The organism is Acidovorax sp. M14 (genome assembly GCF_049331375.1).
GTDB lineage: Bacteria > Pseudomonadota > Gammaproteobacteria > Burkholderiales > Burkholderiaceae_C > Acidovorax.
Map to the genome: position 1 here is coordinate 2698934 of NZ_CP186263.1, position 24610 is coordinate 2723543.

Consider the following 24610-nt stretch of genomic DNA (forward strand, 5'->3'; position numbering starts at 1 on the left):
AGCTTGCGTGTCGGGTGTGTTCAGTGCATTCGCCCACAGCAAAAACCCTGAGCCCCTTTTGGCGCACCTCCTTTTTTCTTTGCTGAAAGCTGCTTGCGATGCTGCGTGCCCCACTGCCCCTTGTTTCCGCCCTGCTGCTAGCTGGTTTGCTGGCTGGCTGCTCCAGCACCACGGTCGATAAAACGGCGGGCTGGAGTCCCAATCGCATTCACTCGGAAGCCCAGGACGAAATGAACAGCGGGGCCTACGACAAGGCCGTTCCGCTGCTGGAAAAGCTGGAGGGCCGTGCTGCAGGGACTCCCCTGGCCCAACAGGCGCAGATCGACAAGGCCTATGCCCACTACAAGGCGGGCGAAAAGGCGCAGGCCATCGCCACGCTCGACCGGTTCATGAAGCTGCACCCTGCAAGCCCGGCTCTGGACTATGCGCTGTACCTGAAAGGCCTGGTCAACTTCAACGACAACCTAGGCCTGTTCTCGTTCATCTCGCGCCAAGACCTGTCCGAGCGCGACCAGAAAGCCGCCAAAGACTCCTTTGAAGCTTTCAGCGAACTGGTCACGCGCTTTCCTGAATCCCGCTACGCGCAGGACTCGCGCCAGCGCATGACCTACATCGTCAATTCGCTGGCGCAGTACGAGGTGCATGTGGCGCGCTACTACTTCCAACGTGGCGCCTATGTGGCTGCCATTGGCCGCGCACAAGTGGCATTGGCAGACTACCAAGGTGTGCCAGCGCTTGAAGAGGCGCTGTATATCCTGATCCAGTCCTACGACGCGCTCGGAATGACCCAGCTGCGCGACGACGCCCGCCGTGTGATGGACAAGTCCTACCCACAAAGCGCCTATCTGAATGGCGGCTTCAAGGGCAAGTCGGATCCGTGGTGGAAGGTTTGGTAAGCGCCATCAACGCAGACTCGAATTCTTCGGGCGATTCCAGCCTGCGCATCGGAGGCAATGCGGCCAGCAAGCGCTTGCCGTAACCCATCGTCACCAGGCGTGTATCGCCCACCACCAAGATACCCCGGTCGGTTTCATGCCGGATCAAGCGCCCGGCCCCCTGCTTGAGCGCAACCGCCGCCTCCGGCAGCGCGTAGGATGTAAACGCTTTGCCACCTGCCCTTTCGATGTGCTGGGTGCGCGCCTCCACCAACGGATCTCCCGGGGGTGGGAACGGCAGCTTGTCGATGACCACCAGTTGCAGAGCGTCGCCTGGCACATCAAACCCCTCCCAGAACGAAGCCGAGGCCACCAGCACACAACCCGGTCGGCCGTGTGATGCGCCTTCGCGAAAACGCTCCATCAAGCGCCGCTTGGGCCACTCACCCTGCACCAACACCTCCAACGCGCCAGAGGTCTGCCAACGCGCTTTGAGGGCGTCGCCAATGGTGCGCAAGGCCTTGAGTGTGGTGGTCAGCACCAGCGTACGCCCGCCCAGCGGCTCGGCGGCCAGCGCAACCCACTCCGCCACGCTGCGGCTGTGGGACGGATCCGCAGGCGATGGCAACTGGCGCGGCACATACAAAGCCGCCTGTCGGGCGTAGTCGAACGGACTGGCCACGCGAAGGATGCGTGCATCCTTCGGTCCGGCTCGTTCGGTGAACCAGGTCAAGGCCTCGTCGGCACCCAGCGTCGCAGACGTGAAAATCCACGCCCTGCCCACATTTACGGCTGGCTCTTCCGGCCAGGCTCCCCCTTCCGAGGTTTCTGCGGGCGACGTCAGAATCCGGGTGCGCATGGCGTCTGCAATGTCCAGCGGAGACTCGATCAGGCGCAACTGGTTGCCCACATCGAGCCAACGCACCGCATCGGCCTGACAAGGGCCCGAAAACCTGGCCAGCCGTGCCAACAGTGCACTGCCACGTTCGTACAGACGCTCCAGATCGGGCGATATTTCGCTCACCATGTCCAGCGCGTCCAGCGACTGCGCGCACGCCGAGCCCAATGCGTGCAACGCGGCATGCCACGCAGCGGCCGAGAGACCTTCGGGGGCCTCTTCCGTCCAGCGCATTCTGGCTCCTGCTGCAACGCCATTCGCCCCCTGGAAAATCGCGTTGCCAACGACCAGACGAAGGTCCCGTGCGGACAACTCCAGAATCTGCGACAGCCCCGCCCAGTCCGCCAACCCGCGCGCATGTTGTAGTCCGGCGATCAGCAGGTCGCGGGCAAAGTCCATCCATTGCCCCGTGGACATCTGCGTCCCCAGAAACTGAACGCCGGTCTCATTGATCTGGTGGGCCTCATCAAAAACGACCACACGCACCGTCGGTAGCAACTCGGCCATGCCCGACTCGCGCACCGCCACATCGGCAAAGAACAGGTGGTGGTTGATGACCACAATGTCTGCCGCCAACGCCTCGCGCCGCGCGCGGTGCACATGGCATTCCCGAAAGCGGGGACACGAGGACCCCAGGCAGTTCTCACGCGTCGAAGTGACCAACGGAATCACCGGCGAGCGCTCATCCAATCCGGTCAGCTCGGCCAGATCGCCGGATACGGTCTGGCGCGACCAGTCCTCCACCTTGGCCAGCACGCGGGCGACGCCACGGTCCTGGGCCTGGACATCCAGGCGTGCCTGCTGCACGCGATGCAGACACAAATAGCTGGCGCGCCCCTTCAACAGGGCCATGCGAACGGGCAGCCCCAGGATCTGGGCCAGCCGAGGCAGGTCGCGCGCGAACAACTGGTCCTGCAGGGCCTTGGTCGCGGTAGACAACAGCACCCGCTCACCACTCAGCAAGGCGGGCACCAGATAGGCGTAGGTCTTGCCCACACCGGTACCCGCCTCCACCACCAGCGCACCCCCTTCTGCGATGGTCTCAGCCACCGCAACGGCCATCTGGGTCTGGCCGTCACGCGGTTGAAAATGCCCATCTGCCCGCGCCAACACACCACCGGGGGCAAACACCTCGGGCACCATGGCCACCAACGACATCAGGCGGGCTCTTGGGGTTCGAGTTGCCGCTCCAGCCGCTCCATGGCGTCCCGCAGCACCAGCCGGCGCTTTTTGAGACGGCGCAAAGTGAGTTCGTCAGGCGCCGCATCGGGCGTACACCGGTCGATGAGCGCATCGAGTTCGGCATGTTCCATGCGCAGTTCGATCAACTGGCGGTGGGGGGAGTGCAGACTGGGTTTCAAGGCAGGGGGCCACGGGCATGGCAAAAATGCCACAGGCGGGCGGATAATACGCGTTTGGCCCGCTTTCCACGACAGGCGTTCGCGTAGGCGCCCCCACAATCTGCAGCATGACCAAAGCGTTTCGCCTCATCGCCTCCACCGGCATCCACAAGGGTGACCGCGAATACCAGCAAGACCAGGTGGCACTGATCTCCCATGAGCGGCACAACGGCTGCGTGCTGGGTGTGGTCGCCGACGGTATGGGTGGCCGCAGCGGCGGGCGCAAGGCGTCGGACCAGGTCATGATGACGGCGCGCCAGTTGTTTGAGCGCTATTCGCCCGACACCGACGACCCGGTGGCAATGCTCAAGAACATGGTCGAAGAGGCGCACATCGTCATTCGGCTGACCGCCATCTCGGCAGAGCAAGAACCCCACAGCACCATCGCGGCGTTTCTGATCAACCCCCGGGGTGACTGTCACTGGGTCCACGCGGGCGACTCGCGCATTTATCACTTTCAGGGTTCCCGGCTGGCGTTTCGCACCAGCGACCACTCCTATGTGCAAGCGCTGGTCGACCGGGGTGAGCTGACGGAAGCCGAAGCCAACAACCATCCCCACTCCAACATCCTGGTGGGCTGCCTGGGCACCGAAAGTGACCCGCCCATCACGACCCATGTGATTCCGCAGCTTCAGCCGGGCGATGTCTTGCTGGCCTGTAGTGATGGGGTGTGGCACTACTTTTCTCCTACTGAGCTGGCATCGGTGGTCGATTCACTGTCCCCCCGGGAGGCGACAGAGTTCCTGATTGAAAAAGCCCGCTCCCGCGCACGTGGAGGCGGCGATAACCTGTCGCTGGTGGTCGTCAAGATCGAGGCGTTGGCCGAAGAGAAAAAAATTGCGCGCCTGACGCCCCTGGACATGGGCCGGCCCTGAGGATCTCGTCCGCTCCACCAGCCGGGAGCAGGGGTAGTGCAGGGATTTCATCGGGTAGTGATGAGACTACCCCACCCTGCCTCCCTATTGGCTGATGTGCCTGGGATCTCCCGCCCCTTCTGATCGCCGGTCCCCCTGCGGGTTTTCCCAATTCAACGCATCGGCGCAGACGCGGCAGGCGCCGGCAAGGGCGCAGCAGGTTTGCGGCCTTGGGCCAAGGCATCGGCTCTGGATTTTTCAACCCGCGCGCGACGCTCCTCCGCAGCCTGGAGCGCCTGTTCATGTTTGGCACGCGACTGGGCCGCGCGATCCGCGTTGGCGGCAGCACGTGTGGCCTGCTCAGTCGCCTGAGCCTGGGCGCGGCTGTTTTGTTGCTGCGCGCGTTGGTGCGCTTCTGAGTCGCGCTGCGCCTTGGCAGCGTCTGGATCAGCCGCTGGCTTGCGAACCTGTGCCTCCGCACGCTTGGCCGCGGGGGGGACGGCTGTTTGCTTGTCCTCGATGGCCCGCAGGCGCTCTGCCGCTTTCTCCCTGCGCTCGGCGTCGTTGAGTTCGATTTCCTGCGCGCGCAGCCGGTCGTGGGTCTCCCGCGCCTTGGCGCGTACACCACGCAAGCAATCCTCCACCGCAAAGCGCTGGTAGCACACCGCCTCTTCCTGCTGGCGCCGGGCTGTCAGCGCCTCGCGTTCGCGTGCGATACGGTCACGCTCCGTCTTTCGATGCGCTGCTGCCGACGCAGATGCGGACTCTGCCCCCGCCTCCGTGGCAGCACGGGCCGGAGCAACCAGCACAGGCACCACTGAGCAAGCCAGCACCACCAACGCAGACCACAAACGCCCACCGGTCTTGCTCATGTCAACCCCGTATCCACCGTGCGGCGCTCCAGCGCCAGAAATTCCTTGGATTGCATCTCGTTGAGCCGCGACACCGTGCGTGGAAACTCGTGCGCCAGTGGCCCCTCGGTATACAGCTGCTCAGGCGGCACGGCCGCCGACAGAATGAGTTTGACCCTGCGGTCGTACAACACGTCCACCAGCCAGGTAAACCGCCGCGCTGGCGATGCCATGCTCACGGGCATGTACGGAACATCGGACAGCAGCACGGTATGGAACTGCGTCGCAATCTCCAGATAGTCGTTCTGCGACCGGGGCCCGCCGCACAGGGTCTTGAAGTCAAACCACACCACCCCGCCGGCCTTGCGCCGGGCTCGAATTTCGCGCGCCTCGATATGCAGCACGGGGTCTTCGTCATGCACTTCGGCGAGCTGGTCGAACGCCTGGTTCATCTCGGCGTCCGCCTCAGGGCCCAGTGGCGTGTGATACAGCTTCACATGCTCCAGCGTCCGGCGGCGATAGTCGGTGCCGTTGTCCACGTTGACCACTTCGAGCCGCTCATTGAGCAGGTCAATCGCAGGCAGGATGCGGTCGCGATGCAAGCCTCCGGGGTAAAGGTCGTCCGGTTTGAAATTGGAAGTGGTCACAAAGCCCACACCGTTGTCGAACAACGCCACCAGCAAACGGTGAAGGATCATCGCGTCCGTGATGTCCGCCACATGGAACTCATCAAAACAAATGAGCTTGTAGCGTTTGGCGATGCGCTCGCCCAACACGTCCAGCGGATTAACCGTGCCCTGGAGGGCTGCCAGTTCGCGATGTACTTCACGCATGAATTCGTGAAAGTGCAAGCGCACCTTACGCTTCAGGGGCACAGCGTCAAAAAAGCACTCCATCAAAAAGCTCTTGCCCCGCCCCACGCCGCCGTACATATATACGCCGCGCGGAATCTCGGGGCGGTTGATCAGCTTCTTGATCGCGTTGGAGCGCCGCGCCTTGTACTGGGCCCACTCGTCAGCACAGCGCTGCAGGGCATCCACTGCACGCAGCTGGGCGGGGTCGCTTTGGTAGCCTTTGGCGGCCAGCTCGGCCAGGTAAGCCTGTTTGACGGTCACTTTGTGGATGCTCTGATACTACAAAAATAATAGCTGCGAGCGCATGTAAATCATGCGCTTGCAGCTGATTGAAACCTCAATCAGAAGTTCAGAGTGCGCTTGTCCACTGCCAACGCTGCTTCTTTGGTGGCTTCGCTCAGGCTGGGGTGGGCGTGGCAGATGCGCGCGATGTCTTCGCTGCTGGCCTTGAACTCCATGGCCACCACGGCCTCGGCGATCAGTTCGCTGGCCTGTGGGCCCACGATGTGAACGCCCAGGATTTCATCCGTCTCGGCATCGGCCAGCATCTTGACCATGCCGGTGGTGTCGCCCAGCGCGCGTGCGCGGCCGTTGGCCAAGAACGGGAAGCTGCCGGCCTTGTACTTGACGCCGTCGGCCTTGAGCTGCTGCTCGGTGCGGCCCACCCATGCAATCTCGGGGCTGGTGTAGATGACCCAAGGGATGGTGTTGAAGTTGACGTGCCCGTGCTGGCCTGCAATGCGCTCCGCCACGGCAACGCCCTCTTCCTCGGCCTTGTGCGCCAGCATCGGGCCACGCACCACGTCGCCCACGGCCCAGACGCCGGGCAGGTTGGTCTTGCAGTCCGCATCCACCACGACGGCGCCGCGCTCGTCCAGTTGCAGGCCCACAGCTTCGGTATTCAGGCCAATGGTGTTCGGCACGCGGCCGATGGAGACGATGAGCTTGTCCACTTCCAGCGACTGGGCTTCGCCCTTGGCGTTGGTGTAGGCAATGCTCACACCCTTCTTGCCGGTCTTGATCTCGCCGACCTTCACGCCCAACTCGATCTTCAGACCCTGCTTGTCGAAGGCCTTCTTGGCTTCCTTGGCGATCTGCTCGTCCACGGCACCCAGGAAGGTCGGCAGGCCTTCAAGGATGGTGACTTCAGCACCCAGGCGACGCCACACCGAGCCCATTTCCAGGCCGATCACGCCCGAGCCGATCAGGCCCAGCTTCTTGGGCACGGCGCCAACGCGCAGCGCGCCATCGTTGGACAGCACCAGTTCCTCATCAAACGGCGTGCCGGGCAGCGCACGGGCGTTGGAGCCGGTGGCGATGATGATCTGCTTGCCGGTCAGCGTCTCTTCAGCGGCACCCGCCACCTTGATCTCGTAACCCCCCTCGACGGCCTTGGCGAACGAGCCACGGCCATGGAAGAAGCTGACCTTGTTCTTCTTGAACAGGTACAGGATGCCGTCGTTGTTCTGCTTCACGACGGTGTCCTTGCGGGCAATCATCTTGGCCACGTCCATCTTGACGCCGGTCGCCGTGATGCCGTGCTCGGCAAAGTGCTTGTTCGCATGCTCGAAGTGCTCGGACGACTGCAGCAGTGCCTTGGAAGGGATGCAGCCGACGTTGGTGCAGGTGCCGCCGGGCGCGGGGCCGCCCTTGTCGTTCTTCCATTCGTCGATACAGGCGACGTTGAAGCCCAGCTGGGCGGCGCGGATGGCGGCAATGTAGCCACCGGGGCCGCCACCGATGACGATCACATCAAATTGTTTGCTCATGGGAAATCTCGTTCAGTCAGTTGGAGAAAGACCCACCGGCGGGCAGGACCAGAGGCCGGGCCACGCGGGTGGGTCGATGCAGTCAGGGGATCAGATGTCGAACAACAGGCGCGATGGGTCTTCCAGCGCGTCCTTCATCGCCACCAGGCCCAGCACGGCTTCGCGGCCGTCGATGATGCGGTGGTCATAGGACATGGCCAGGTAGTTCATCGGGCGGATCACGATCTGACCGTTTTCGACCACGGCGCGGTCCTTGGTGGCGTGCACGCCCAAGATGGCCGACTGAGGCGGGTTGATGATGGGGGTGGACAGCATGGAGCCGAACGTGCCGCCATTGGAGATGGAGAACGTACCGCCGGTCATTTCTTCAATACCCAGCTTGCCTTCGGCAGCCTTCTTGCCGAACTCGGCGATCTTCTTCTCGATGTCGGCGAAGCTCATCTGGTCGGCATTGCGCAGAATGGGGACCACCAAACCGCGTGGCGAACCCACTGCGATACCGATGTCGAAATAGCCGTGGTAGACGATGTCGTTGCCATCCACCGATGCATTCAGCACGGGGTACTTCTTGAGGGCGTGCACCGCAGCCTTCACGAAGAAGGACATGAAGCCCAGCTTGGTGCCGTGTTCCTTGGTGAAGCTGTCCTGGAACTTCTTGCGCAGGTCCATCACGGGGGCCATGTTCACTTCGTTGAACGTGGTCAGGATGGCGTTGGTCGACTGCGACTGCAGCAGACGCTCGGCCACACGGGCGCGCAGGCGGCTCATGGGCACGCGTTGCTCGGGACGGCCGCTCAGGTCTTCCTTGCCAGCGGGCGCTGCCACCTGGGGCAATGCCTTGGTGGGCACACCTGTGGGGATCACACTCGGCGCAGCCACGGCAGCCACGGCAGCCTTGGCGCCACCGGCCACAGCGGCCAGCACGTCACCCTTGGTCACTCGGCCGTCCTTGCCCGAACCGGCCACGGCCGACACAGACAGGTTGTTGTCGGCCAACAGCTTGGCGGCAGCAGGCATGGCCACATCACCCTTGGAGCCGCCAGCAGCGGCGGGGGCGGCAGCAGGTGCAGCCGCAGCCACGGGAGCTGCGGCTGCCGGAGCAGGAGCTGCAGCACCGGCCTTGCCTTCAGTGTCGATCTTGGCGATGAGCTGGTCCGCCACCACCGTGGCGCCGTCGCCCTGAATGATTTCTGCCAGCACGCCAGCCGATGGCGCGGGCACTTCGAGCACGACCTTGTCGGTTTCGATCTCGATCAGGATTTCGTCCACGGCCACGGCCTCACCGGCCTTCTTCTTCCAGGTCAGCATCGTGGCTTCGGCCACGGATTCGGACAGCTGGGGGACTTTGACTTCTACGATAGCCATATCAATTCTTTCGGAATGGGGTTTTGTTCTGTTGTCGGGTCGCAGCTGGCCTTACTTGGTCAGGACAAAACCCTTGAGCTTGGCAAACGCGCCGTCCACCAGCGCCTTTTGTTGTTCCTGGTGCAGGTGCGAGTAACCCACGGCTGGCGATGCCGAAGCAGCGCGGCCGGAGTAGCCCAGCTTCTGGCCTTCGAGCATGTTTTCGTGGATGTAGTGCTGCACGAAGAACCAGGCGCCCTGGTTCTGTGGCTCGTCCTGGCACCACACCACGTCGGTAGCGTTCGGGTACTTCTTCAGTTCGGCAGAGAACGCCTTGTGCGGGAAGGGGTACAGCTGCTCGACACGCAGGATCGCCACATCGTCGGCTTCCTTCTCGGCGCGCTTCTTCACGAGGTCGTAGTACACCTTGCCCGAGCATGCGATCACGCGCTTGACCTTGGCGGCCTTTTTCACGATCGCTTCATCCTGCTCGGGGATCACCGTCTGGAAGCTACCCTTGGTGAACTCGGACAGCGGCGAGGTGGCGTCCTTGTTACGCAGCAGCGACTTGGGCGTCATGATGATCAGCGGCTTGCGCAGATCACGCACCATCTGGCGACGCAACACGTGGAAGATCTGGCTGGCCGTGGTGGGCTGCACGATCTGCATGTTGGTGTCGGCAGCCAGCTGCATGAAGCGCTCCAGGCGGGCCGAGCTGTGCTCAGGGCCCTGGCCTTCATAGCCGTGGGGCAGCATCAGGGTGATGCCGTTCACGCGGCCCCACTTCACTTCGCCCGAGGCGATGAACTGGTCGATCACCACCTGCGCGCCGTTGGCGAAGTCGCCGAACTGCGCTTCCCAGATCACCAGGGTGTTGGGGTCGTTCGATGCATAGCCGTACTCGAAGCCCAGCACCGCCTCTTCGGACAGGATGGAGTCGATCACAACAAACGGGGCCTGGTTGTCGGCCACGTTTTGCAGCGGCACGTACGTACCGATGTCCCACTTCTCGCGCTTTTGATCATGGATCACGGCGTGGCGGTGCGTGAACGTGCCACGGCCGCAGTCTTCGCCGGACAGGCGCACTGGGTAGCCGCTGGCCACCAGCGAAGCAAACGCCATGTGCTCGCCCATACCCCAATCCACGGGCATATCGCCACGGCCCATCGCAGCACGGTCGTCGTACACCTTCTTGACGAGCTGGTGTGGCGTGACGCTATCGGGGATGGTGGTGATCTTCTCGGCCAGGCGCTTCCACTCGGCCAGCGGGATGGCGGTGTCACCAGCATCCGTCCACTTTTTGCCCAGGAACGGGCTCCAGTCCACGGCGTACTTGCTCTTGAAGTTGGTCAGCACCGGATCGACCGTGTGCTTGCCCGCGTCCATGGCGGCACGGTAGGCCTTGACCATGTCATCGCCCAGCGACTCGCCCAGACCTTGGGTGGCCAGCTTGTCGGCGTACAGCTTGCGGGTGCCGGGGTGTGCGCCGATCTTCTTGTACATCAGGGGCTGCGTCAGAGCCGGGGTGTCCTGCTCGTTGTGGCCCAGCTTGCGGAAGCAGATGATGTCCACCACGACGTCTTTCTTGAATTCCATGCGGAATTCAAGCGCCAGTTGGGTCGCCAGAACCACGGCTTCTGGGTCATCACCGTTCACGTGCAGCACGGGCGACTCGATCATCTTCACGATGTCGGTGCAATACAGCGTGGAGCGTGCGTCGCGGGGATCGGAGGTGGTGAAACCGATCTGGTTGTTGATGATGATGTGCACCGTGCCGCCCGTGTAGTAGCCACGGGTCTGGGCCAGCGCCAACGTTTCCTGGTTGACGCCCTGGCCCGCAAAAGCTGCGTCGCCATGGACCAGCACGGGCAGAACCTGCTTGCCATGGGGGTCGGCACGGCGATCCATGCGAGCGCGCACAGAGCCTTCGACCACCGGGTTCACGATTTCGAGGTGCGAAGGGTTGAATGCCAGCGACAGGTGAACCGGGCCGCCGGGGGTGGTCACGTCCGAACTGAAGCCTTGGTGGTACTTCACGTCACCTGCGGGCAGGTCTTCGGGAGCGGTGTGGTCGAACTCTGCGAACAGGTCCTTGGGCATCTTGCCCAGGGAGTTGACCAGCACGTTCAGACGGCCACGGTGGGCCATACCGATCACGATTTCCTGCACGCCCTTGGCGCCGGCAGACTGGATGAGTTCATCCATCGCAGCGATGAAGCTCTCACCACCTTCGAGCGAAAAACGCTTTTGACCTACGTACTTGGTGTGCAGGAAACGCTCGAGGCCTTCAGCGGCCGTCAGGCGGTCCAGGATCTGCTTCTTCTTGTCCGCGCCAAAGTTGGGCTTGCTGCGGATGGTTTCCAGCTTCTCTTGCCACCAGCGCTTCTGATTCTGGTCGGTGGCGTACATGTATTCGGCACCGATGGAGCCGCAATACGTCTCGCGCAGCGCGTTGATCAACTCGCGCAAGGTCATCGACTCTTTGCCGAAGAACGTGTTGCTGGTGTTGAACACGGTCTCCTGATCGGCGTCGCTAAAACCGTAGAAAGAGGGTTCCAGCTCAGGAATTGCGGGGCGCTCGGTCCGCTTGAGCGGGTCCAGATCGGCCCAACGTTGACCCACGTTGCGATAGGCGGCGATCAGTTGCTGTACGGCCGTGCGCTTGCGACCCAGCTCCGAGTCAGCGCCGGTCGCCACCACCACCTTGGTGCCGCCTTGCTTGGCGCGCTCTGCGAAGGCATTGATGACGGGCAGGTGCGGGACGTCTTTGGCGTTGCTGCCATCCACGGCCGGGACGTGCTGCAGTGCATCAAAGTACTCGCGCCACGTATCGGGCACGCTACCGGGGTTGGCGAGATAGTTCTCGTACATCTCTTCGACATAGGGCGCATTGCCGCCGAAGAGGTAAGTGTTGCCTTGGTAGGCTTGATAGACGGATGTCGTATCGCTCATATTCCGCTGACCTCCGCTTTCCTTGGGAAAGCATTAGCTGGTTGAGAAACCTTCCGCGACACGGCTGAACCGGTTGGCGGATGCGACTGTGGCTGGGGAAGGGCCTTGGTACGACCGCCATTGTGCCACTGAACCGAAGTCCACCCCTAAAAAATGGATGCAGCCATCACTGCACCGTCCAAAAATCCGCTTCGACCGGCGCCTCGCGTACATTCCGGTTATCCCATTGCAACCCCAACTCCATGCCGCATCAACACCTCCAGGACAAAGCCTTTTTGCTGCTCCTCACCGTCGTCACCATCGCGTTCGGCGCGATCCTGTGGCAGTTTCACGGAGCCGTTTTCTGGGGTGTCATTCTTGCCATCCTCTTTGCGCCACTGCATCGCAAATTGCTGAGAAAAATGCCAAGGCACCCCACACTGGCTGCGCTGTGCACGCTTGGCCTGTGCCTGGTGGTGGTGATCCTGCCCATGGCTGCCATCACGGTGTCGTTGATTCAAGAAGCCACCGCCATCTATGAGCGCGTACGCTCCGGCCAGATCAATTTTGGGCTGTACCTGCAACAGGTCATCGCCGCCCTGCCCGCCTGGGCTGTCAACCTGCTCGATCGCCTGCAACTGACCAGCGTGAGCGAGCTTCAACAAAAGCTTTCGTCCTTTGCAGTGCAGGCCAGTCAATTCGTTGCGACGCAGGCGCTAAGCATCGGCCAGAACACACTCGAGTTCATCGTCAGCTTCGGCATCATGCTGTATCTGCTGTTCTTCCTGCTGCGCGACGGTGCCAGCCTGGCGAAGCGCATCGGTCAGGCCACCCCCCTGGAAGAAGCTCACAAACGTCAGCTGGTGGGCAAATTCACCACAGTGATCCGAGCCACGGTCAAAGGCAACATTGTGGTGGCAGCGTCTCAGGGCGCGCTGGGGGGCATGATTTTCTGGATCCTGGGCATCCAGGGCCCAGTGCTGTGGGGGGTTTTGATGGCCTTCCTGTCGCTGTTGCCCGCAGTGGGTGCCGGGCTGATCTGGGTGCCCGTCGCTATCTACTTTCTGGCAACCGGTGCCGTGTGGCAAGGGGTGGTGTTGACGGCGTTTGGAGTCTTTGTGATCGGGCTCGTAGACAACATCTTGCGCCCCGTGCTGGTGGGCAAGGACACCAAGATGCCCGATTACATCGTGCTGATCTCCACCCTGGGCGGAATGGCCTTGTTCGGCCTGACGGGGTTTGTGATCGGCCCCGTGATTGCAGCATTGTTCATGGCCAGCTGGGACCTCTTTGCACCATCGGCTGAAACAGACGCACCCACCCAGTGATACCGCTTTGCCTAGGCCAGGCGTGCCAATATGCCTGGGCATCACGCCCCATGGCCGCAGATAAGCTGAGCACCAACAACAAAAGCCTCCCGAGGGAGGCTTTTGGCGGAAAACGCACTTGAAAATACGTTTTTGAATCGGGTGGTAGGACGTACAAGATTCGAACTTGTGACCAACGGATTAAAAGTCCGCTGCTCTACCAACTGAGCTAACGTCCCGACCGATTGCAACCATCGTATCGATTGCTGCAAAGCCTTGGATTATAGCGTCTTTTTCCCCGCCGATTTGGAATCAGTTGCAAGTTTATCGAGTACCCAGCCGGCAGCGCATTGACCGAAGGTCGCAGTCACGGCAACCACCGATCCGTAGCCATGGCAGTTCAAAGATCCATCGCCATCGATGTTGCAGGAGGCGTCTGGCGGAGCTACCGCCTCGCGGCTGAAAACACAGGGGACCCCGATCTTCTTGCCCTCACGCGGCGCGCCGTGGTGCTTGCGCATCTGGTAGCGCATTTGGGCCAGCAGCGGGTCGTGGGTCGTGAATGCAAGATCATCCACATCCACCTTGTGCGCATGCCGCTTGCCACCTGCTGCGCCTACGGTGATGTGCAGCACACCATGGGCCCGCGCCCACACCGACAACGCCGTTTTGGCCTTGATCTGGTCACACGCATCAATCAGTGCATCCACAGGCGTCTGCAACAAATCCGGCCAATTTCCGGGCTCCACAAACTCCTCAACACAGTTGACGGTGCACTCCGGGTGGATTTGCGCGATGCGATCGCGCATGGCCAAAACCTTGGCTTGCCCTACGGTGTCGGTCAATGCGTGGATCTGGCGGTTGATGTTCGATTCAGCGACATGGTCCAAATCGATCAAGGTGATTTGAGCAACGCCACTGCGAGCAAGCGCCTCCGCAGCCCAGGATCCGACACCGCCAATGCCGACCACGGCAACGTGGGCGGCACGGATTCTGGCTGCACCCTGCACGCCATAGAGTCGCTGAAGCCCGCCGAAGCGACGCTCCAATGCGTGCTCCGCCGCCTCGTCTGCGGCAGGTCGCGAGGCCAAGGCCACACCAACCGCCGTCATTTGAGCCTTGAGAGGCGCTCTTTGGCAGCAACGGCCGCTTCAGACTGCGGATAGGCTCGCAGAAGGTCTTCCAGCGTCTTGCGCGCGGTGCGGGTGTCCTTGAGCTCAATCTGGCAATTGGCGATGGACAGCGCGGCCTCGGGCGCACGTGCGTGCGTGGGGGCCTCGGCCAGCATCTGCTTGAAATTGCCGATGGCGTCCTTGTACTCGCGGGTCGCGTACTGGGCATTGCCCAGCCAGAAACGCGCAGAAGGCACGTAGCCGCTGCGCGGATACTGCCGCACGAAGGCTGCGAAAGCGGCACTGGCGTCAGGGAACTTGCCAGACCGAAACACAGCCAGGGCCGCTTCAAAGTCCCGCTTTTCCGCCGGGTCTGCCTGAAACTCGCGGCCATCCACCGTGACCTTGATGGGCTCGAACTGCCGCAACCGCTCGTCCACGCCTTGGGCAATATCCTTCTGACGGCGCTGCAGCTCACCTACATCGCGCAGCAGCTGCTCGTTCTGGCCGTTCAGCTTGGCCTGCTCGGCGCGCAGGGTCTCGATCTGGGTCTGCAAATCCAGCAGGCTGCGGCGCAGCTGAGCGTTTTCTTCGCCGAGCTTGCGCACCTCTTCCGCAGAGCGCTGCTGAGACAACTGCAGGCCATCCACGCGTTGTCGCATCTCCAGGATGGCGCGCCGCGCCTCGCCGTCTTCAAAGATCGCCGCATGGGCGGAAGACAGCGACGCGGCGAGCATCGCGGCCATTGCCAGCGCCCGCAGCGAAAAAACCGGTGCAGCGGGGGCCATCAACGGTACGACAGTTCAGCGCGGCGATTCTGGGCGCGGGCGTCTTCGGTGGTGCCTTGGGCTGCAGGCTTTTCCTTGCCGAAACTCACGGCCTCGACCTGGCTGTCAGGCACGCCCAGCAAGCCCAGCGAACGGCGCACGGCTTCTGCACGCTTCTGGCCCAGTGCCAGGTTGTACTCGCGGCCGCCACGGTCATCGGTATGACCTTCGATCATGACCTTGCGATTGGGAGCCGCCTTGATGAAGCGGGAGTGTGCTTCGATCATCGACTGGAACTCGGGCTTGATCACGTAGCTGTCGTAGTCGAAGTACACGACGCGAGCAACGCCGACGGGGCCTGCGCCGTCACGGCCGGACTGGCCAAGGTCCACGCCAGCCACGCCGCTTTGCGACGTGTTGCCGGAATTGGCGCCGTTGTTGGCACCGCCCATGGTGGAAGTCGCATTTTTGTCCTCGACAGGCACATCGTCCAGCTTCACGCCAGAACTGCAGCCCGCCATGAGAGCGGCAACGGTGAGGGCAAGGGTAATACGTTTCATCATCCAAATTTCTCCTGAAGGCTTGATAACTGAAATTGCAAATAAGTTCATTGCTTTTGGAACGGACCCCAGTCCGGCTCGCGGATGTCGCCGGCCTGGCCGGCGAGACGCGCCTTGATCTTGCCGTCCAACGTGGTGGTCATGAGGGCCTCACGGCCCTGGTGCTGGGTGGCGTAAACAATGAGGCGGCTGTTGGGTGCAAAGCTGGGATTTTCGTCGGCCGTCGTGTCAGTCACTGCATTGACGGTGCCCGTGGACAGGTCCATCACGTGCAGCTTGAACGCCCCCCCCACGCGGGAGATGTAGGCCAGCCAGCGACCGTCGGGACTCACGCTGGGCGAGATGTTGTAGGTGCCGGTAAAGGTCACGCGCTCCGCATTGCCACCGGACGCGCCAACCTTGTAGATTTGCGGCGCACCACCCCGGTCGCTCACGAAGAAGATGCTGCGGCCGTCGCCTGAGAACACGGGCTCGGTATCGATGCCAGAGCTTTGCATCAGTCGGCGCGGCTCGCCGCCATTCGCGTCGATGGTGTACAGCTGCGAACCACCGTCGCGGCTCAGTGTCACTGCCAGCGTGCGGCCGTCTGGTGCCCAGGCTGGTGCACTGTTGGAGCCACGGAAGTTCGCGATCAAGCGTCTGCGACCTGTGGCCACATCGTGCACATACACCACCGGCTTGCGCGACTCGAATGACACATACGCCAGCTGGCCGCCATTGGGGGACCACGCGGGCGAAATGATGGGCTCGGGACTCGACAGTGCGGACTGGGCGTTTTCGCCGTCGGCATCTGCCACCCACAGGCTGTAGCGGGGGCCGGTTTTGGTCACATAGGCAATGCGCGTCGAGAAGATGCCGCGCTCGCCGGTGAGCTTTTCGTAGATGAAGTCGGCAATGCGGTGCGAGACCAGGCGCAGGTCGCCCTGCGTAACGACAAAACTCTGCCCACCCAGGTCTTGCCCCTTGACCACATCCCACAGGCGAAAGCGCACATCAAAGCGCCCATCCGCCAACCGCGTGACGCTGCCAGTGGCCAGCGAATCCGCACTCTTCTGGCGCCACAGCGCGACATCTGGCCGCGCGGTTTCATCCAGCGCTGCCCCCGTTGCATCAATCGCGCGGAACTGCCCGCTGCGCTCCAGGTCTGCCTGGACGATGGCTGCGATTTTTTGGGGTGATTGCGCCTCACCCCGAAATGGAGCGATGGCGATGGGCAATTGGGTCAGCCCGACGCCGGTGACTTCCACTCGGAACTGAGCAAGCGCGGGAATGGAGGGAGAGGCGATGAGTGCGGCCAGCAACTGGCGGCGCAAGGGAAGCAGCGGGGCTGCGGAAGATGGGTGTTGGGAGATTCGATCTGTGGTCATTGGCATCCAGCAGTGGCCGAACAAGTGCCGAAAGGGCAAACCCGAATGTTACACACAGCGGCGAGCCCCCTGTGACAAACTGTGCGCGACACACCGTGCCGGACAGGCTTCACATGGCACAAACGTAGAATCCGGCCGACATGCAAGCCACCGACACGGGCACGACGCCTGCCCCCGCACCCAATCCCCCCACAACCTTGATGGCGCGCCTGAAGCGGCTGTCGGTGTACTTTGGCGACCAGCGAATGGCCTGGAGCCTGGCCATTGTTGCCACACTGGTGGGCGCCATCACAGAGCCCTTGATCCCCGCCCTGCTGCAACCCCTGCTGGACAAGGGCTTTACCCAGGGTACCTTGCAACTGTGGATGGTGCCCCTGGCGATTCTGGGGGTCTTTTTCGTACGTGGCGTGGCCCAGTTTGTGGGCCAGTACGCGCTGGCACGCATTGCCAACGAAGGCATGCTGACACTGCGCCAGGCGCTGTTTGATCGTGTTCTGGCCTCTGAGATGGGATTGTTTGGGCGCCAGTCGGCTAGCGCGCTCTCCAACACGGTGGTCTATGAAGTGCAGACTGGCGCCACGTTGCTGGTGCAGGCCCTGCTCGGCCTGTCGCGCGACGGGTTCACGCTGGTCGCGCTGCTGGTCTATTTGTTGTACCTCAATTGGCAGCTCACGCTGATCGTTGCCGTTGTGGTTCCAGGGGTCGCCTGGATCATGAAGACCTTGTCGCGGCGGCTGTACCACCTCACCAAGAGCAGCCAGCAGGCCACAGACGAGCTGGCCTATGTGGTCGAAGAAAACGTGCTGGCCCATCGCATGGTGCGCCTGCATGGCGCACAGGGGGGGCAGGCGCAGCGCTTTGCCGACCTAAGCCGCAGCCTGCGCCGCCTGGCCATCAAATCCACCATCGCTTCTGCGGCGATGACGCCGCTGACCCAGTTGCTGGCCGCCGCCGCGCTGTCGGTGGTGATCTGCATTGCGCTGTGGCAGAGCCGGGGTGCCGTCGATGTGAAGGATGTGACCGTGGGTGGGTTTGTGTCGTTCATCACGGCCATGCTGATGCTGATCGCGCCCATCCGGCGCCTGGCGGATGTGGCCAGCCCCGTGACCCGGGGCGTCGCCGCCTTGGAGCGCGGCCTGGGGCTGCTGGGCGACACCGGCGCGGAAACCGGCGGCACCTACCGCAAGGACCGGGTGCAAGGCGCGCTCACGCTGAGCAACGTCACCGTATCGTTCGGCGCCGACCACGCCCCCGCCTTGGATGGGGTCAACCTGCAGGTGGCCCCGGGCGAGATCGTCGCGCTGGTGGGCCCCTCAGGTGCCGGCAAGACCACACTGGTCAACCTGCTGCCGCGTTTTGTCCTGCCTTCCGCAGGCACCGTCGCCGTCGACGGGCATGCCTTGCAGGACTGGGACCTGGCGTCCCTCCGATCGCAATTTGCGATGGTGAGCCAGGACGTGGTGATGTTCAACGACACCATTGCCGCCAACGTGGCTCTGGGCCAGGCCGTGAACGAAACCCGCGTGCTGGAATGCCTCGCTGCCGCCAACCTCGCCGAGCACGTGGCCGGTCTGCCGCAGGGCATCCACACGGTGGTGGGGCACAACGCCACGCAGTTGTCCGGAGGGCAGCGTCAGCGGCTGGCCATTGCTCGGGCCTTGTACAAGGACGCTCCCATCCTCATCCTGGACGAGGCGACTTCGGCGTTGGATACCGAATCGGAACGGCTGGTGCAGGAAGCCCTGCAGCGCCTGATGCAAGGGCGCACGACCCTGGTCATTGCGCACCGGCTCTCCACCATCGAGCATGCCGACCGCGTGGTGGTGATGGAGCGCGGGCGCATCGCCGAGCAAGGCACCCACAGCGAGTTGATGGCGCAGGGTGGACTGTATGCGCGGCTGCAGACACGCGCCGCGTCGGGCTCAGGGACCATCGCTGAATGAGCAGGCGCGGCACGACTGGTGCTGGCCTTTGCTGATTTCTCAACAGCCCGCAGGGCCAGCTTTGCACCAGCCCTCCATGTGCGGCTGGCGCCTGCCTTGGCTACCTGGCTACCACTTGCCCTGGTTGGGCTGGCGCTTCCGAATGGCCGCGGCGATTCTCTCCGCAGACTCGGTACGGCTCACACGCAAGGCGAAATCGGCGGCGGTCAAGCCCAGCTGGTTCTTGAGCGTAGGGTCGGCCCCTTCATCCAGCAGCAACTGCACGGCCTCGGTAGATCCGTAATGCGCCGCCATCATCAGCGGTGTGGTGCCGTTGGGCGATGCTGCGTCGATGTAGGCGTGGTTTTCGAGCAGCAATGAAATGATGACCGCATGCTGCGGCGAGCCTGCCGATGCGGCATAGTGCAGCGGCGTCCAACCCGTCTTGTTGACATCGGCATCGCGCGCTATGAGCGCCTTGACGGCCTCCACATTGCCCTTGATGGCAGCCATCATCAACGGACTTTCGTCCTTGGCGTTGCGGGCCTCTACATTCAGCCGGCGGGATGCCAGCAGCGCAGCAACGGCCTTGTTTGCGCCATTTTGCAGGGCAATCGTGAGCCCCACCTGCCCCTTGGGGTCGCGCGTGTTCGGGTCAAAACCCCGGCGCAGCAGCGCAGTGATTGAATCCCCGTCATCGCGCAGGATGGCTACAAAAAAATCTTCATAGGCACCGGCCCAGGCCCGGGCAGACACCAGGCCCAGCGCCACAGCAGCCAGGGCAGAACGTCGTTGCAGGCTCATGCCATCACCTCCGGGAACAAGCGGTCGAAATTGCGGCTGGTGGCCTCTGCCACCACCTCCAGCGCGAGCCCCTTGGTTTCGGCCACCTGCCGGGCCACATGGGGCACATACGACGGATTGTTGGTCTTGCCGCGGTAGGGCACCGGGGCCAGGTAGGGGCTGTCGGTCTCGATGAGCATGCGGTCCAGCGGCACAAAGGCCACCACGTCGCGTAACTCCTGTGCGCTCTTGAAGGTGACGATGCCCGAGAACGAGATGTAGTAGCCCCGATCCAGCGCGGCGCGCGCCACCTGCATGGACTCGGTAAAGCAGTGGAACACGCCGCCCGCCTGGTTGCTTACGCCATCCTCGCCCTCTTCCCGCAGGATGGCCAGCGTGTCATCGGACGCACTGCGCGTGTGGATGATGAGCGGCTTTCCGCAGGCCCGCGCTGCGCGGATGTGGGTGCGGAAACGGTCGCGTTGCCATTCCAGGTCGGCAATGCTGCGCCCGCCTTTGCGGTCTTCCATGCCGTAATAGTCCAGGCCGGTCTCGCCAATCGCCACCACGCGGGGCATTGCGGCGCGGTCCAGCAGGTCCTCCACGCTGGGTTCCGTCACACCCTCGTTGTCGGGGTGCACGCCCACTGTGCTCCAGAAGTTGTCATGGGCCAGGGCCAGGGCGTGCACGCCCTCGAACTCTTCCATGGTGGTGCAGATGCACAGGGCCCGGGTGACCTGCGCCTCGGCCATGGCCTGGCGGATGGCGGGCAGCTGGCTGACCAGTTCCGGGAAGTTGAGGTGACAGTGCGAATCGGTGAACATGGGATAGCAAAACAACGCGACTTGCGCAAAACGCGCTTCAGGAAGGGGGTTTCCAAATAGGAAACCGGCGGTTCATCCTTGTTTGCGCAAGTCCTAAACAAAAAAGCCGACCAGCCAGCGCGGGTCGGCACGGGGGCGGCGGCGGCGCGGTCAGATCGTCTGGGTAGGACGGTCCGAGCCCAGCGCAGTTCCCAGCAATTCCTCGATCTTGGCCTTGAGCTGGCGGGATTTTTCGTCCTTGGGGAACTGGATGCCCACGCCCTGGGTGCGGTTGCCTGCGGCACGGGCGGGTGTGACCCAGGCCACGCGGCCTGCCACGGGGTAGCGTTGGGTGTCATCCGGCAAGGTCAGTAGCACATACACATCGTCGCCCAGCTTGTAGTCGCGCTGGGTGGGCACAAAAATGCCCCCTTCGGCAAAAAAAGGAATGTAGGCGGCATAAAGCGCGGCCTTTTCCTTGATGGCCAGCTGCATGACGCTGGGACGGGGCGCGGTGGATGGACTGCTCATGGGTGGGGGTGCGGCTTAGTGTCTGGAGTGTAGGGTGTTTCGCGCCTGGGCGACAAGCGCCTCCAGCATGAGCCCGCCATTGAACGGATGGTCCGCCGTGCGCGCGGCCTTGGACAGCGCGCGCGACCAGCGCGTGAGCGCGCCCAGCGGCGGCGTCTTGGGCAGGTCGACCGGAGCAAAGTAGCGTGGCGCGGCGCCCACGCTGGCGGCCAGCAGGTCGTGGCAGAGCTTTTGCAGCGCGTCGATCACCTGGGCCGGGGCCCAGTCGCCCAGCGCCGTCACATCGCCCCGTGCCACCGCCTGCGGCAAGGCAGACCAGGCCTGCGGGCTGCGGCCAGACTGGGCCAGCGCCAGGGCATCCTCGGGCCGCCCGCCTGCCGCGCGCAGAAACGACGCTGCCGCATCCCCGGCCAGACCCTGGGCCTGCAACCACGCGAGGCTATCGGCCTCGGCCGGCCAGACCATGGTGTGACCCAGGCAGCGGCTGCGGATGGTGGGCAGCAGCTGGTGCGCAGCCTCGCTGGCCAGCACAAAACGCACGTCGCCGGGCGGTTCTTCCAGCGTCTTGAGCAATGCGTTGGCCGTCACATGGTTCATCTGCTCGGCCGGGTAGACCAGCACGGCCTTGCCTTTGCCGCGTGCCGAGGTGCGCTGCGAAAACTCCACCGCGTCGCGCATGGCCTCCACGCGGATCTCGCGGCTGGGCTTGCGCTTTTTGTCGTCGATATCGGCCTGGGCCTTTTCCGACAGCGGCCAGCCCAGCGCCATCATCTGCACCTCGGGCATCAGCACGCACAAGTCAGCATGGGTGCGTACATCGATGGCGTGGCAGCTGCCGCAGTGGCCGCAGGCGCCCTGCTCCGTTGGTGTATTGCACAGCCATGCGCGGACCAGCTCCAGCCCCAGGGCGTACTGCCCCAGGCCCGACGGCCCCTGCAGCAGCCACGCATGGCCGCGCTGGGCCAGCAGGCTGGTGCGCTGTGCGGCGATCCAAGGCGCCAGCGCCACGGCGGCTTCGCTCATTGCGGCCCTCCCTGCGTAGCCACCATGATGGCCAGCCAGCCTTTGCGGACAAACACGCTGGTGAGCTGCTGCCACACGCGGTGGCGCTCCTGCGCAGCGTCCAGACGCGCAAAACGCTGGGGCGCCGCAGCGGCGCGGTCGGCATAGCCCTGGGCCACGCGACGGAAGAACTCCACCGGCTGGGCCTCGAAGCGATCAGGCACGCGCGCACCGGCCAGGCGCTCGGCCGCCACCTCGGGCGCCAGGTCAAACCACACCGTCAGATCGGGCTCACGCATCAAACCAGCCTGAGGCGCTAGTCCCGTCTGCGCGAGATGCTCCAAAGTTGATAGCACACCCAGATCAAATCCCCGCCCCGCGCCCTGATAGGCAAACGTGGCATCGGTGAACCGGTCGCACAGCACCACGTCGCCCCGGGCCAAAGCGGGCTCGATCACATTGCGCAGGTGGTCGCGGCGGGCGGCAAAGATCAGCAGGGACTCGGTGAGCGCATCCATCGGGTCGTTCAGGACCATCTCGCGCAGCTTTTCGGCCAGTGGCGTGCCACCGGGCTCGCGGCTAACGGTGACGGTGCGGCCCTGGGTGCGGAACGCGGCGGCTAGGCCTTCGATGTGCGAGGACTTGCCTGCACCGTCGATACCTTCAAACGTAATGAACAGACCGGGTCGTGACATGAGCGCCTTGGTTCAAGAAACGGTTTACTGCTGCCCGCGCTGGTAGCGGTTGACGGCGCGGTTGTGCTCCTCCAGCGAGGCGCTGAAGTGGCTGGTGCCGTCGCCCTTGGCCACAAAGTAGAGCGCGCGCGTGGCCTGGGGCTGCACGGCGGCCAGCAGCGAGGCCTTGCCGGGCATGGCGATGGGCGTGGGCGGGAGGCCAGCGCGGGTGTAGGTGTTCCAGGGGGTGTCGGTCTGCAGGTCGCGCTTGCGCAGGTTGCCGTCGAACTTCTCGCCCAGGCCATAGATCACCGTGGGGTCGGTCTGCAGCAGCATGCCCACCCGCAGGCGGTTGACGAACACGCCCGCAATCTGGCCCCGGTCGCTGGCCTTGCCAGTTTCCTTTTCCACGATGCTGGCCAGCGTCAGCGCTTCGTCCGCTGACTTGAGCGGCGTATCGGCTGCGCGCTGGGCCCAGGCCGCCTCCAGATGGCGGTCCATGGCGTGCATCGCCCGGCGCAGCAAGGCGATGTCGCTGGAACCTTTGGCGTAGGTGTAGGTGTCCGGGAAGAACCGCCCCTCGGGCGCCACGCCGGGGCGGCCCAGCTGGGCCATCAGCGCTTCGTCGGTCAGGGCGGCAGCGTCGTGTTTGAGCTGCTCTTCCTTGGCCAGCGCCTGGCGCACCTGGCGCCAGTTCCAGCCTTCCACCAGGGTGAGCGCGCGCAGCGCCTCTTCACCCCGGGCCAGCTTTTGCAGCAGACTGATGGGCGTGGTGCCGGGCGGGAGTTCGTAGTTGCCGGCCTTGATGGCGCGGTCTTGCCCCGAGACGCGGAACCAGGCGTAGAGCAGGCGAGCGTCCGTCTTGACCCCAGCCGCCACCACATCGCGGGCCACGCCGCGCGGCGTGGTGCCGGGCTCGATGGCCAGCTCCAGCGGCTCGGGGCCCAGGTCCAGCGGCTGGTGCAGCCACCAATACGCAGCGCCGCCCAGTGCGATCCCCACCAACACGATCAAAGCCAGTAAACGTCGCACAACCCTGCTACCAATATGTATGAATCAGGGCATCATAATTCAGCGATGACCTACCCCTTGAATGGCATTGCCCCTCTGTCCCACCTCGGCGTGATTCGCGTGGAAGGCGAAGACGCCGCCAAGTTTCTGCACGGCCAGCTCACCCAGGATTTCGCCCTGCTCGGCATGGACCAGGCCCGCCTCGCGGCCTTCTTGTCGGCCAAGGGCCGCATGCAGGCCAGCTTCATCGGCTTCAAGCGCAGCGCCACCGAGGTGCTGCTGGTCTGCAGCCGTGACCTGCTGCCTGCCACGCTCAAGCGCCTGTCGATGTTTGTACTGCGCGCCAAGGCCAAGTTGACGGATGCCACCGGTGACTTTGCGCTGTATGGCATCGCTGGAGACGCTATCAATGCCGTAGCTGGTAGCGCACAACCAGCTTGGTCCAAGGCCGATTTAGGCACTGCAACGGTGGTGCACCTGTACCCCGCCAACGGCACCCCGCGCGCCCTGTGGGTGGCCCCCGCCACGGAGCCCGCGCCCGCAGGCCCTGCGCTGGATGCGACGCTGTGGCTCTGGAGCGAAGTCGCTAGCGGCGTCGCCACGCTGACCACGCCGGTGGTCGAAACCTTTGTGCCCCAGATGCTCAACTACGAGTCTGTGGGTGGCGTGAACTTCAAGAAAGGCTGCTACCCCGGCCAGGAAGTGGTGGCGCGCAGCCAGTTCCGGGGCACACTCAAGCGCCGCGCCTACATTGCCCACGCAGCGGCCGAGGTGGCGGTGGGTGCCGAGGTGTTCAGCACCAGCGACCTGGAGCAGCCTTGCGGCACCGTGGTGCAGGTGGCCGCTGCGCCGGGCGGCGGGTTTGACACTATCGTGTCGCTGCAGATTAGTGCCGCCCAAGAGGGCGCACTGCAGGTGGGTGCAGCAGACGGCGTGGCGCTGTCGCTGCTGCCCCTGCCCTACCCGCTGCTGGACGATATTTGAGCCAAATCGGG

Annotated in this window: 22 protein-coding genes and 1 tRNA gene; 5 read left to right on the forward strand and 18 right to left on the reverse strand. The window is 63.6% G+C overall.

Annotated elements, in window-relative coordinates:
- Positions 1 to 98 precede the first annotated feature (98 nt).
- Entirely contained in the window at positions 99 to 896 is a 798-nt protein-coding gene (locus tag ACOYR4_RS12390; protein ID WP_015013907.1) for an outer membrane protein assembly factor BamD, read from the forward strand.
- On the opposite strand, the gene ACOYR4_RS12395 is transcribed toward ACOYR4_RS12390, so the two are convergent.
- Together ACOYR4_RS12395 and ACOYR4_RS12400 are read right to left on the reverse strand one after the other, a co-directional pair.
- Positions 859 to 2931 carry an ATP-dependent DNA helicase gene (locus tag ACOYR4_RS12395; protein ID WP_422846804.1) on the reverse strand — a complete coding sequence of 691 codons (2073 nt, stop codon included), beginning with the start codon at positions 2929 to 2931 and terminating at the stop codon, positions 859 to 861. The two genes, ACOYR4_RS12390 and ACOYR4_RS12395, sit on opposite strands and share 38 nt — an antisense overlap.
- Positions 2931 to 3134: a YdcH family protein gene (locus tag ACOYR4_RS12400; protein ID WP_172727569.1), complete on the reverse strand. Its 204-nt coding sequence runs from the start codon at positions 3132 to 3134 to the stop codon at positions 2931 to 2933. The genes ACOYR4_RS12395 and ACOYR4_RS12400 overlap by 1 nt, the downstream gene beginning before the upstream one ends.
- A gap of 107 nt (positions 3135 to 3241) precedes the next feature.
- Between ACOYR4_RS12400 and ACOYR4_RS12405 the strand changes: the two genes are divergently transcribed.
- Complete coding sequence (locus ACOYR4_RS12405; RefSeq protein WP_015013904.1) at positions 3242 to 4048, forward strand: PP2C family protein-serine/threonine phosphatase; 807 nt, start codon at positions 3242 to 3244, stop codon at positions 4046 to 4048.
- A gap of 152 nt (positions 4049 to 4200) precedes the next feature.
- Here ACOYR4_RS12405 and ACOYR4_RS12410 read toward each other — a convergent pair whose 3' ends face one another.
- The 5 genes from ACOYR4_RS12410 to ACOYR4_RS12430 all read right to left on the reverse strand — a co-directional run bounded on the left by ACOYR4_RS12410 (position 4201) and on the right by ACOYR4_RS12430 (position 11797).
- The gene (locus ACOYR4_RS12410; RefSeq protein WP_422846805.1) at positions 4201 to 4899 is read right to left on the reverse strand and encodes a hypothetical protein; all 699 of its coding nucleotides are present in this window, start codon (positions 4897 to 4899) and stop codon (positions 4201 to 4203) included.
- Positions 4896 to 5993: a cell division protein ZapE gene (gene zapE, locus ACOYR4_RS12415; protein WP_015013902.1), complete on the reverse strand. Its 1098-nt coding sequence runs from the start codon at positions 5991 to 5993 to the stop codon at positions 4896 to 4898. Before zapE ends, ACOYR4_RS12410 begins: the two co-directional genes overlap by 4 nt.
- A gap of 80 nt (positions 5994 to 6073) precedes the next feature.
- Entirely contained in the window at positions 6074 to 7501 is a 1428-nt protein-coding gene (gene lpdA / locus ACOYR4_RS12420; protein ID WP_209819511.1) for a dihydrolipoyl dehydrogenase, read from the reverse strand.
- Between the two features lie 90 nt (positions 7502 to 7591).
- The gene (gene odhB, locus ACOYR4_RS12425; RefSeq protein WP_422846806.1) at positions 7592 to 8866 is read right to left on the reverse strand and encodes a 2-oxoglutarate dehydrogenase complex dihydrolipoyllysine-residue succinyltransferase; all 1275 of its coding nucleotides are present in this window, start codon (positions 8864 to 8866) and stop codon (positions 7592 to 7594) included.
- A 51-nt stretch (positions 8867 to 8917) separates the two neighbouring features.
- Entirely contained in the window at positions 8918 to 11797 is a 2880-nt protein-coding gene (locus tag ACOYR4_RS12430) for a 2-oxoglutarate dehydrogenase E1 component (protein ID WP_015013899.1), read from the reverse strand.
- Between the two features lie 242 nt (positions 11798 to 12039).
- Here ACOYR4_RS12430 and ACOYR4_RS12435 point away from each other — a divergent pair, with 242 nt between their 5' ends.
- Complete coding sequence (locus ACOYR4_RS12435) at positions 12040 to 13104, forward strand: AI-2E family transporter (protein ID WP_422849657.1); 1065 nt, start codon at positions 12040 to 12042, stop codon at positions 13102 to 13104.
- A gap of 142 nt (positions 13105 to 13246) precedes the next feature.
- On the opposite strand, the gene ACOYR4_RS12440 is transcribed toward ACOYR4_RS12435, so the two are convergent.
- The 5 genes from ACOYR4_RS12440 to tolB all read right to left on the reverse strand — a co-directional run bounded on the left by ACOYR4_RS12440 (position 13247) and on the right by tolB (position 16889).
- Positions 13247 to 13322: transfer RNA gene (locus ACOYR4_RS12440), tRNA-Lys, on the reverse strand.
- Positions 13323 to 13364: 42 nt separating this feature from the next.
- Positions 13365 to 14195, reverse strand: coding sequence for a tRNA threonylcarbamoyladenosine dehydratase (locus ACOYR4_RS12445; RefSeq protein ID WP_422846807.1), 831 nt, complete (start codon positions 14193 to 14195; stop codon positions 13365 to 13367).
- On the reverse strand, positions 14192 to 14983 hold the full coding sequence (ybgF, locus tag ACOYR4_RS12450) for a tol-pal system protein YbgF (protein WP_422846808.1): 792 nt from the start codon (positions 14981 to 14983) through the stop codon (positions 14192 to 14194). The genes ACOYR4_RS12445 and ybgF overlap by 4 nt, the downstream gene beginning before the upstream one ends.
- Positions 14983 to 15525, reverse strand: a complete 543-nt coding sequence (gene pal / locus ACOYR4_RS12455) for a peptidoglycan-associated lipoprotein Pal (RefSeq protein ID WP_015013864.1) — start codon at positions 15523 to 15525, stop codon at positions 14983 to 14985. Before pal ends, ybgF begins: the two co-directional genes overlap by 1 nt.
- A gap of 44 nt (positions 15526 to 15569) precedes the next feature.
- Positions 15570 to 16889 carry a Tol-Pal system beta propeller repeat protein TolB gene (gene tolB, locus ACOYR4_RS12460; RefSeq protein ID WP_422846809.1) on the reverse strand — a complete coding sequence of 440 codons (1320 nt, stop codon included), beginning with the start codon at positions 16887 to 16889 and terminating at the stop codon, positions 15570 to 15572.
- Between the two features lie 140 nt (positions 16890 to 17029).
- On the opposite strand from tolB, the gene msbA reads away from it, so the two are divergent.
- Positions 17030 to 18832 (forward strand): lipid A export permease/ATP-binding protein MsbA, encoded by a 1803-nt coding sequence (gene msbA, locus ACOYR4_RS12465; protein ID WP_422846810.1) that lies wholly within the window; start codon positions 17030 to 17032, stop codon positions 18830 to 18832.
- Between the two features lie 108 nt (positions 18833 to 18940).
- On the opposite strand, the gene ACOYR4_RS12470 is transcribed toward msbA, so the two are convergent.
- The 6 genes from ACOYR4_RS12470 to mltG all read right to left on the reverse strand — a co-directional run bounded on the left by ACOYR4_RS12470 (position 18941) and on the right by mltG (position 23636).
- Positions 18941 to 19615: an ankyrin repeat domain-containing protein gene (locus tag ACOYR4_RS12470; RefSeq protein ID WP_422846811.1), complete on the reverse strand. Its 675-nt coding sequence runs from the start codon at positions 19613 to 19615 to the stop codon at positions 18941 to 18943.
- The gene (locus tag ACOYR4_RS12475; protein WP_422846812.1) at positions 19612 to 20418 is read right to left on the reverse strand and encodes a TatD family hydrolase; all 807 of its coding nucleotides are present in this window, start codon (positions 20416 to 20418) and stop codon (positions 19612 to 19614) included. The genes ACOYR4_RS12470 and ACOYR4_RS12475 overlap by 4 nt, the downstream gene beginning before the upstream one ends.
- Positions 20419 to 20568: 150 nt before the next feature.
- Positions 20569 to 20928, reverse strand: a complete 360-nt coding sequence (locus ACOYR4_RS12480; protein ID WP_015013859.1) for a PilZ domain-containing protein — start codon at positions 20926 to 20928, stop codon at positions 20569 to 20571.
- 15 nt (positions 20929 to 20943) lie between these two features.
- Positions 20944 to 21951 carry a DNA polymerase III subunit delta' gene (locus ACOYR4_RS12485; RefSeq protein WP_422846813.1) on the reverse strand — a complete coding sequence of 336 codons (1008 nt, stop codon included), beginning with the start codon at positions 21949 to 21951 and terminating at the stop codon, positions 20944 to 20946.
- Positions 21948 to 22625: a dTMP kinase gene (gene tmk, locus ACOYR4_RS12490; RefSeq protein WP_422846814.1), complete on the reverse strand. Its 678-nt coding sequence runs from the start codon at positions 22623 to 22625 to the stop codon at positions 21948 to 21950. Before tmk ends, ACOYR4_RS12485 begins: the two co-directional genes overlap by 4 nt.
- Before the next feature lie 24 nt (positions 22626 to 22649).
- Positions 22650 to 23636: an endolytic transglycosylase MltG gene (gene mltG / locus ACOYR4_RS12495; protein ID WP_310047005.1), complete on the reverse strand. Its 987-nt coding sequence runs from the start codon at positions 23634 to 23636 to the stop codon at positions 22650 to 22652.
- A 45-nt stretch (positions 23637 to 23681) separates the two neighbouring features.
- On the opposite strand from mltG, the gene ACOYR4_RS12500 reads away from it, so the two are divergent.
- The gene (locus ACOYR4_RS12500; RefSeq protein ID WP_422846815.1) at positions 23682 to 24599 is read left to right on the forward strand and encodes a YgfZ/GcvT domain-containing protein; all 918 of its coding nucleotides are present in this window, start codon (positions 23682 to 23684) and stop codon (positions 24597 to 24599) included.
- Positions 24600 to 24610 lie beyond the last annotated feature (11 nt).